Origin of the sequence: Phenylobacterium aquaticum (assembly GCF_947378715.1) — a bacterium.
Lineage (GTDB): Bacteria > Pseudomonadota > Alphaproteobacteria > Caulobacterales > Caulobacteraceae > Phenylobacterium > Phenylobacterium aquaticum_A.
Genome location: NZ_CANCLE010000189.1, coordinates 1 through 6854 on the forward strand (window position 1 = coordinate 1; position 6854 = coordinate 6854).

5 protein-coding genes and 1 pseudogene are annotated in these 6854 nt (G+C 69.5%); 1 reads left to right on the forward strand and 5 read right to left on the reverse strand.

The annotated features are described in order from the left end of the window. Positions 1–1110 (forward strand): argininosuccinate synthase (locus Q7P21_RS18215; RefSeq protein WP_304178522.1); only part of this gene is annotated, 1110 nt, incomplete at its 5' end. Positions 1111–1113: 3 nt separating this feature from the next. Here Q7P21_RS18215 and Q7P21_RS18220 read toward each other — a convergent pair. The 5 genes and pseudogenes from Q7P21_RS18220 to Q7P21_RS18240 form a co-directional block, all read right to left on the reverse strand. After that, positions 1114–1914, reverse strand: coding sequence for an SDR family oxidoreductase (locus tag Q7P21_RS18220; RefSeq protein WP_304178532.1), 801 nt, complete (start codon positions 1912–1914; stop codon positions 1114–1116). Positions 1915–2013: 99 nt separating this feature from the next. After that, a complete protein-coding gene (locus Q7P21_RS18225; RefSeq protein WP_304172234.1) occupies positions 2014–2610 on the reverse strand; it encodes a flavodoxin family protein in 597 nt (198 codons plus the stop codon). Positions 2611–2766: 156 nt separating this feature from the next. After that, positions 2767–3801 (reverse strand): tryptophan--tRNA ligase, encoded by a 1035-nt coding sequence (trpS, locus tag Q7P21_RS18230; RefSeq protein ID WP_304178543.1) that lies wholly within the window; start codon positions 3799–3801, stop codon positions 2767–2769. 144 nt (positions 3802–3945) lie between these two features. Then, the gene (gene murJ, locus Q7P21_RS18235) at positions 3946–5568 is read right to left on the reverse strand and encodes a murein biosynthesis integral membrane protein MurJ (RefSeq protein ID WP_304178551.1); all 1623 of its coding nucleotides are present in this window, start codon (positions 5566–5568) and stop codon (positions 3946–3948) included. A gap of 131 nt (positions 5569–5699) precedes the next feature. After that, a pseudogene (locus Q7P21_RS18240) lies at positions 5700–6854 on the reverse strand (bifunctional uridylyltransferase/uridylyl-removing protein); the annotation flags it as partial.

A 6854-nucleotide genomic window follows, 5' to 3' on the forward strand; every position in this document is an offset into this window, starting at 1 on the left:
GGCCAGGGCGAGGAGATCGAGCCGGCCCGGGCCAAGGCCCTGGCCGCCGGGGTGAAGCCGGAGAACATCTTCATCGAGGATGTGCGCGAGGAGTTCGTCCGCGACTTCGTCTTCCCGATGTTCCGCGCCAACACCGTCTATGAGGGCCAGTACCTGCTGGGCACCTCGATCGCCCGGCCGCTGATCGCCAAGAAGCAGATCGAGATCGCCCGGGCCACCGGCGCCGACGCGGTCAGCCATGGGGCGACCGGCAAGGGCAATGACCAGGTGCGCTTCGAGCTCGGCTATTATGCGCTCGAGCCCGACATCCACGTGATCGCGCCGTGGCGGGAATGGGACTTCAAGAGCCGCGAGGCCCTGCTGGAATTCGCCGAGAAGCACCAGATCCAGATCACCAAGGACAAGCGCGGCGAGGCCCCGTTCAGCGTCGACGCCAACCTCCTGCACTCCTCCTCCGAGGGCAAGGTGCTGGAGGACCCGGCCGTCGAGGCCCCCGAGTTCGTGCACATGCGCACCATTTCGCCCGAGGCTGCGCCGGACACCCCCACCGTCTTCACCCTGGACTTCGAGAAGGGCGACCCGGTCGCTGTCGACGGCGTCCGGATGTCGCCCGCTGCGCTATTGACCAAGCTCAACCAGCTGGGCCACGACAATGGCGTCGGCCGCCTCGACCTGGTCGAGAACCGCTTCGTCGGCATGAAGTCGCGCGGCGTCTATGAGACCCCCGGCGGCACGATCCTGCTCGCCGCCCACCGGGGCATTGAATCCATCACCCTCGACCGCGGGTCCATGCACCTGAAGGACGAGCTGATGCCGAAGTACGCCTCGCTCATCTATAACGGTTTCTGGTTCGCCCCCGAGCGCGAGATGCTGCAGGCCGCCATCGACCACTCCCAGGCCATGGTCGGCGGCCAGGTGCGGGTGAAGCTCTACAAGGGCAATGTCTCGATCATCGGCCGCACCAGCCCCTACTCGCTCTATGACCAGGACCTGGTCACCTTCGAGGAGGGCAAGGTCACCTATGACCACCGCGACGCCGCCGGCTTCATCAAGCTCAATGCCCTGCGCCTCCGTGTCGCCGCCAAGCGCGACCAGCGGCTGAGGAAGTAACCCTCAGACCTTGCGGAACTTCGGGCCCTGGGACGCCATCAGCGCCAAGGCCCAGTCGTCGGGGATGATCTTGGCCACGGCGGCGATCGCCTTGTTGGGCGCGCCGGGCACGCAGACCGCGCGGTCCGCCTCCACCGCCTCATAGCCGGCGGCGGCCACCTCGTCGGCGCCAAGCCACAGCCATTCCGGGGTGGATGAACTGATCTGGGCCCGCGTGCCGTTGACGTCGTGGAATTCCGAATAGGTGAAGCCGGGGCAGAGCGCGGTGACATGCACCCCGGTCGCCAGGTTCTCCAGGTGCAGGCTCTGGGAGAACTTCACCAGATAGGCCTTCACCGCCCCATAGAGGGTGTGGCCGGCCGAGCCCGGGACCAGCCCGGCCAGCGACGCCACATTGACGATCCGGCCAAACCGGCGCTCGACCATGCCGGGCAGCACCCGGTGGGCCAGCTCGGTGGGGGCGTGCAGCAACACCTGCAGGAAGGCCGCCTGGTCCTCCCACTTGGTCTCCGCGAAGGTCCCCGGCAGGCCATAGCCGGCATTGTTGACCAGGGCGTCCACATGCCGGCCGTGGGCCGACAGATGGTCGAGAATCTGGACCGGGGCGCCGGCCTCCGCCAGGTCGGCGGCGACGGTCAGCACCTCCACCCCGTGGCGCAGCCGGATCTCGTCGGCGAACCGTTCCAGGCGATCGACCCGGCGGGCGGTCAGGGCCACGTCATAGCCATGGCTGGCGTAGATCTTGGCGAAGGCCGCCCCGATCCCGGCCGAGGCGCCGGTCACCAACGCCAGTTTGCGGTCCATCTTGGCCCCTTCGAAGCTCACGCGATCAAGGGGCGAAGGTGGCGCTGACCGCGCGCCGGTTCAAGCCGCCATCTCAGGCGGCCCGATCACGCGGCCCCATCACGCAGCCTGGGCGACAGCCTCGGGCGCCCCAGCCTTCCAGCGGCGGGCGGCCTCCGCGACCCGCGCGCCCAGCAGGCGGACGGTCCGGTGGTCGCCCGACGGCGGGGTGACGTCGGCCGGGGCGTTGTCGGCCTGGGCCATGACGCCGAGGAACGAGCCCAGGCGGTTCACATCCTCAGGACCGACCTTGCCATAGGCGTGGCCGGGCAGGAGGCCGGTGGAGACCCAGACCATGCCGTGCTGGGCGGCGAACACCGCCAGGCTGGTCAGGCTGTTGAGCTTGTCGCCGGAATAGCTGCCGGAGACCGTGAAGCCGGCGGCCAGCTTGTCCTTCCAGGCCTGGCCGTACCAGGCGCCGGCCGAGGCCTCGGCGAAGGCGCGGAACCCGGCCGACAGATCGCCCATGAAGGTCGGCGCCCCGAAGATCACCGCATCGGCGGCGGCCACGGCCTCCAGCACCGGGGCGAAGTCGCCGCCGTCCAGGCTCAGGAGGATGGGGTCCGCCCCGGCGTCGCGGACGCCCTCGGCGGCGGACTGGGCGAGCGCGGCGGTGTGGCCGGCGGCGGAATGATAGACGATGGCGACCTTGCTCATGGGAACTCTCCTGGTTCGTAATTGTAGCAGTAACAGTTACGTATGGGGGCGAGACGAAAGCTCAAGGTTGGCGGACGTGGAGATTTTCTGAAACGGCGGGGAGCGGGGCTGAGTCCGACCCTCTCCCGCTTTGCGGGAGAGGGCGAGGCGGAGGGCTCAGTCCCCCCAGAAGCCGACGATCTTCTTGACCTGGTGCAGGGTGGGCGCGGCGACCTCGCGGGCGCGCTCGGCCCCGGCGGTCAGGATGCGGTCGATCTCGGCCGGGTCGGCCAGGAAGCCGCGCATGGCCTCGCCCACCGGACCCAGCTTGGCGACGGCGAGGTCGGCGAGCTTGGGCTTGAAGGCGCCGAAGCCCTGGCCGGCGAACTCGGTCAGCACCTCAGCCGAGGTCCGGCCATCGAGCGCCGCATAGATGCCCAGCAGGTTCAGCGCCTCGGCCCGGCCCTTCAGCTCGTCCAGGGTCTCAGGCAGGGGCTCGGCGTCTGTACGGGCCTTCTTGACCTTCTGGGCGATGGCGTCGGCGTCGTCGGTCAGATTGATCCGCGAATAGTCCGACGGATCGGACTTGGACATCTTCGAAGACCCGTCGCGCAAGGACATGATCCGCGCGCCCGGCCCGGCGATCATCGCCTCCGGCAGGGGGAAGAAGCCCGGCGCCTCGAAGTCGTGATTGAACTTCTGGGCGATGTCGCGGGTCAGTTCGACGTGCTGCTTCTGATCCTCGCCGACCGGCACTTGCGTGGCCTTGTAGAGCAGGATGTCGGCGGCCTGCAGCACCGGATAGGTGTAGAGGCCGACGCTCTCGCGCTCCTTGTGCTTGCCCGCCTTGTCCTTGAACTGGGTCATGCGGTCGAGCCAGCCGAGCCGGGCGACGCAGTTGAACACCCAGGCGAGCTCGGCATGGGCCGGCACGGCGGACTGCGGGAAGATGGTGGCGACCTTGGGGTCCAGGCCGGCGGCCAGATAGGCGGCGGTGATCTCGCGCACCTGGGCGGTCAAGAGCTTGGGGTCCTGCCACTGGGTGATGGCGTGCATGTCGGCGACGAAGATGAAGGTCTCCGTCTCGTGCTGCATGCGGGTGAATTTCACCAGGGCGCCCAGATAGTTGCCGAGGTGCAGGGCGCCGGTGGGCTGGACGCCGGAGAGCACGCGGGCGGGGCCCGCATAGGCGGGAGGGGTCTGTTCGGTCATGAGGTCAGGCTTCGGAAATGGAGGCATGGGGACGCGCGATCGCGCGCCGGGACGGGCGGATCAGACGCGGCGCCATCGCCAGCTGAGGTGTCCGAGATAAGCCATGGAGAGCGCAATAGTCTCCTGCGCGCGCGCCCGCAAGCCTTAGCCCAGCGGCGGCTCGCCGATCACCGGGGCGGCCGCCTCGCCCTTGCGGCGACGGAAGGCGTAGCGGACATCGGCCGGGGTCAGGCCGCCGGAAGCGAACAGCAGGGCCGGATAGAGCGCGGCGCTGGCTATGCTGACGATGGCCACCGAGAATTCTTTCGGCCCCAACGGACCCAGGCGCACGGCCGCGAACAGGCCCTGGATGATGTCGCGATAATGGGAGGCGGCGCCCAGGACCAGGCCCAGGACCGCCGAGGCGGCCATGATCCGCAGCAGGCGCGAGACCGCCTTGGCCTGGGGGACATAGAGCCCGCGCCGCAAGAGGGTGGTGGTCATCATCGCCACATTGACCCAGGAGGCCAGGCTGGTGGCCGCAGCGATGCCGGGCACGCCGATCAGCTGGAACAGGGCCAGGCCCGCGACGACGTTGAGCGCCACCGAGACCAGGGCGTAGCGCATGGGGGTCTTGGTGTCCTGGCTGGCGAAGAACACCCGGCTGACCAGCTGCTGCAGCACAAAGGCCGGCACGCCCCAGCCGTATTGGAGCAGCGCGCCCGCCGTGGCGTGGGCGTCGACCAGGGTGAAGGCGCCCCGGGTATAGAGCGCGTCGATCAGGAAGAACGGCATGGCGACCAGGGCCGCGGCGGCCGGCAGGGTGAGCGCCATGGCGAAGACGATGGCCTCATCGATGGCGGTGCTGGATTCGGTCTTGTCGCCGGCATGCACCGCCCGCGACAGGCGTGGCAGCAGGGCGACGCCGATCGCCACCCCGACCAGCCCCTGGGGCAGCAGATAGAGCCGGTCGCAGACCGCCAGCCAGGAGCGGGCGCCATTGACCTGGCTGACCAGCATGCCGGAGACGAAGACATTGATCTGGCTGGCGCTGGCGGCGATGGCGCCGGGGACGGCCAGCGCGATCAGGGCCTTGATCTGCGGCGTCAGCCGGGGCCAGCGCAGGTCGACCCGGGCGCCGGACTTGCGCACCCCCCACCAGAGCAGGGCGGCCTGGGAGATCCCGGCCAGCACCACACCCCAGGAGGCGGCGTAGGCCGCCTGCACCGGGCTGGTGGCCGGCAACACGGTGATCAGGGTCCAGATGTTCAACAGGATCGGGGCCGAGGCCGACAGGATGAAGCGGTTGCGGCCGTTCAGCACGCCGGACAGGTGGGCGTAGATCGCCATGCAGGGCAGATAGGGCATGGTGATCTGGGTCAGGATGATCGCCAGCTTGAACTTTTCCGGATTGGCCGCGAAGCCCGGGGCGATCAGGTACATCAGCCAGGGCATGGTCAGCTCGGCGAAGACCGTGATGGCGATGGTGGCGGCCGCGAGGGTGGCCATGGCGTCGGCGGCGAGCACATCGGCCACCTCCTCCCCGTCCGTGGCCAGCGACTTGGAATAGGCCGGCACGAAGGCCGCGGCGAAGGCGCCCTCGGCGAAGATGCGGCGAAACAGGTTCGGGAAGGCGAAGGCGGCGTTGAAGGCGTCGGCGGCGAAGGTGGCGCTGGCCCCCAGCCGGTAGCTGACCGCCAGGTCCCGCACGAAGCCGAACAGCCGGCTGAGCAGGGTGAAGGCCGAATAGATCATCGACGAACGGATCATCCCGTTGGCCTTGCCCATCTTCGGGCCGGCCTTCACGGGGGCGGGGGTCTCTGCGGTCGAAATCGGGGGGGGCGCGGCCTGGCTCACCCAGCCTCTGTGCACAGCGCAGGCGGGGCCCGTCAAGGTGGCTCAGCCGTTAACCATTTGATCTATCGCGCGTTGCTGGCGCGGGCCTTCTGCAGGTTGGAGCGGGTGCGGGTCTGGGTCTGGGTTTCGGCGGCTTCCAGGGCGGCCATGAGGTCATTTTTCAGGCTGGCCATCAGCTTGGCGTCGGTGATCTTCTTGCCCGCCGCGTCGACCACATAGAAGGCGTCCACAGCCCGCTCGCCATAGCCGTCGATATGGGCCGAAAGAATCGACAGACCGGCGTCGGAAATCGGCCGCGCCAGGGCGACCAGCAGGCCCGGGCGGTCGCGGCCCGAGGCCTCGACCACCGTCGACAGTTCCGAGGCCTCGTTGTCCAGCATGACCGTGGGGGTGATGGAGAAGGCCGCCGCGCGGCCCAGATCGCCGATCTTGGCGGCCTCGGCCTTGACCGGCTCGCCCCGGCCGGCCGCCTCCAGGGCGGCGGCCAGGCGTTCCAGGGAGCGCGGCGTGTCGGCGCCATAGGCCGCGCCGGTGACGTCCTGCACATAGAACACGTCGAGCGCCTGGCCCTTGCGCGAGGTGAACACCTTGGCGCCGACCACATTGGCCCCGGCGGCGGTGATGGCGGCGGCCAGGTCGACGAACAGGCGCGGGCGGTCAGGGGTGGCGACCACCACCTCGGATGCGTTCAGGCCGGGCCGCACATGGCCGACGGCGGCCGCGCCGTCCTTGGCCCCGCGCCGGGCGAGCTTGGCGTGAGCCAGCACCTCGGCCTCCGGGAAGGAGGTGAAATAGGCGTCTTCCATGGCCTGGGCCCAGCCGGTGGCGGCCGGATCGGCCTTGGACAGGCTGATCCGCGCGTCATAGGCGGCGTTCTCATGGTGGCGGCGCACGGCGGCGGCGGCGTCGGAGCCGCGCCCGCCCCGGAACACCGCCTCGGTGGCGGCGTAGAGCTCGCGCAGCAGCTGGCCCTTCCAGCCGTTCCACACCCCCGGCCCCACGGCGCGGATATCGGCCACGGTCAGCACCAGCAACAGGCGCAGCCGTTCCGGCGTCTCCACGATGCGGGCGAAATCGACCACCGTGCGCGGGTCGGAGACGTCGCGCTTCTGGGCGTAGTCGCTCATCACCAGGTGATGCTCCACCAGCCAGGCGACCATCTCGATGCGCTTGCGGTCCAGGCCCATGCGCTCGCCGGCCTGGCGGGCCGAGCGGGC

Excerpts from the sequence above, each read along its gene's own strand:
- Q7P21_RS18220 (WP_304178532.1), bottom strand. The coding sequence starts at position 1,914 with ATGGACCGCAAACTGGCGTTGGTGACCGGCGCCTCGGCCGGGATCGGG.
- Q7P21_RS18225 (WP_304172234.1), bottom strand. The coding sequence starts at position 2,610 with ATGAGCAAGGTCGCCATCGTCTATCATTCCGCCGCCGGCCACACCGCC.
- trpS (WP_304178543.1), bottom strand. The coding sequence starts at position 3,801 with ATGACCGAACAGACCCCTCCCGCCTATGCGGGCCCCGCCCGCGTGCTC.
- murJ (WP_304178551.1), bottom strand. The coding sequence starts at position 5,568 with ATGGGCAAGGCCAACGGGATGATCCGTTCGTCGATGATCTATTCGGCC.